Source organism: Rhodanobacter lycopersici, assembly GCF_040812335.1.
Taxonomy (GTDB): Bacteria; Pseudomonadota; Gammaproteobacteria; order Xanthomonadales; family Rhodanobacteraceae; genus Rhodanobacter_A; species Rhodanobacter_A lycopersici.
This window is the reverse complement of sequence record NZ_JBFOHK010000013.1, coordinates 1-2,042: the sequence shown is the minus strand read 5'-3', so window position 1 is coordinate 2,042 and position 2,042 is coordinate 1. Positions and strand designations below refer to the sequence as shown.

2 pseudogenes are annotated in these 2,042 nt (G+C 63.9%); both read left to right on the top strand.

The features are described 5' to 3' along the window. Positions 1-415, top strand: a pseudogene (locus tag ABQJ54_RS19095) (hypothetical protein); the annotation flags it as partial. Between the two features lie 98 nt (positions 416-513). After that, positions 514-2,042, top strand: a pseudogene (locus tag ABQJ54_RS19090) (hypothetical protein); the annotation flags it as partial.

The following is a 2,042-nucleotide window of genomic DNA, read 5'->3' as shown; positions in this document are numbered from 1 at the left end:
GACCTCCTTCGGCTACACGCCCTATGGGGCGGTGTCCTCCGTCACCGATCCGGACGGGGTGACGACCACCTATGGCTACGACGCGGCCCACCGCCTGGTGAAGATCACCGATGCGCAAGGCAACTACTTGCAGTACACGCTGAACGCGGCCGGCAACAAGACGGCCGAGCAGGTGTTCGATGCGAGCGGCACGGTGCACCAGAGCCTGAGCCGCACCTTCAACCCCTTGGGCGAGCTGACCACAGTGGTCGATGGCCTCAGCCATACCGTGTTCAACGCCAGTGCGACCGGCAGCTACGACGCGAACGGGAACCTGGTGCAGAGCAGCGATGGCCTGGGCATCCAGCGGCAGTCGAGCTACGACGCGCTCAATCGTCTGGTGCAGACGATCGACAACTACAACGGTACGAACTGACAGGGGACATGGACATGGACCAGGGACAGATCGCAGTGCGTACCTCCGCTGCCGTGAAAGAGACCACCTCACTCCTTCGGTATGGAAAACCACTCGCAGTGAGGAAGCGTGCCCTTAGCCTCGGGCCGCTGGCCAGCACCCTGCTTGGGCTGGCGATGATCGTGAGTGCTTCGCCACTGCTTGCTCAAACGGCCAACACCACCACGACGTACACCTACGATGCACTGGATCGCCTCACCCAGGTGACGGACCCCAGCGGGCTCAGCACCACCTATCAGTACAACGGCCTGTCCGATCCCACCGGCACCACCAGCCCCGATACCGGCGTCACTGCGCGCACCTACGATGCCGCCGGCAACGTGCTCACCGGCACCGATGCCGACGGCCACATAGTCACCTATACCTACGATGCGCTGAACCGACGGCTGAGCGCGAGCTACGCCGACAGCACGCAGAACATCACCTACCACTACGACGAGGCCAACAGCGTCACCGGTTGCAGCAGTTCGTACCCGGTCGGCCGACTGACACGCATCGTCGAGAACGCCATCACCACCGTGTACTGCTACGACGTACAGGGCCAGGTGATCCAGACCCAGCAGATCACCGCCGCCGGCACCGGCATCACCGGTTACAGCTACACGGCAGGCCAACGCCTTAGCGGCATCGTGTATCCGTTCGGCACACTGGTCACCTACAGCCGCGACAGCGATGGGCGTATCCAGAGCGTCAGCGTGGAGCCACCGAGCGGCAGTGCAAGCACGGTGGTCAGCAGTGTCACCTATCAACCGTTCGGCCCGGTCAGCGGTTATACCCTGGGCAACGGCCAGGTGATCGCACGCACCTACGATGCCAACTACCGCCTGACGGATCTCACCAGCCCGGCCTTCAGCCTGCATGTGGCCCGGGACGCGATGGGGGATATCACGGCCATTGGCAACGCGCCGGGGGCGAACCCGGCCACGGAGACCTACAGCTACGATCCGCTGTACCGGCTCACCGCTATCACCGAGGCCGGAGGCAGCGTGCTGGAAAGCGCCACCTACAACCCGACCGGTGACCGACTCAGCAAGACCGGCAGCGGACTGGACACGGGCACGTATACCTACAACGCGAACACACATCAGCTGGCGACGGTGGGCAACAGCACGTTCACGGTGGACGCGGCCGGCAATACGACAGGGATGACGCAGGCGGGAAGCACCTATATAGGGAACTACAACGACCGCAACCGCCTGGCGTCGGTCCAGCTGGGCGGCAGCACGATCGCCACCTACACGTACAACGCCCTGGGCCAGCGCTTTGCGAAGGTCAGTGGTAGCGCGACCACGTTCTATGACTACAACGCCCAGGGCCAGATGCTGGGCGAGTATGGGACGAACACGCGGGACTACGTCTGGATGGACGGCATCCCGGTGGCGAATGTGGATACCACGGGCACCACCAGCACCATCGCCTATGTCACGGCGGATCAGCTGGGGACGCCGCGGGCGATTGCCAACAGCAGCGGCACCACGGTCTGGCAGTGGGCGTACGCGGGCAACCCGTGGGGGGAGCTGGACCCGACTTCAACGACCGGCTATACCTACAACCTGCGCTTCCCCGGACAGTACTACGATGTGGAAAC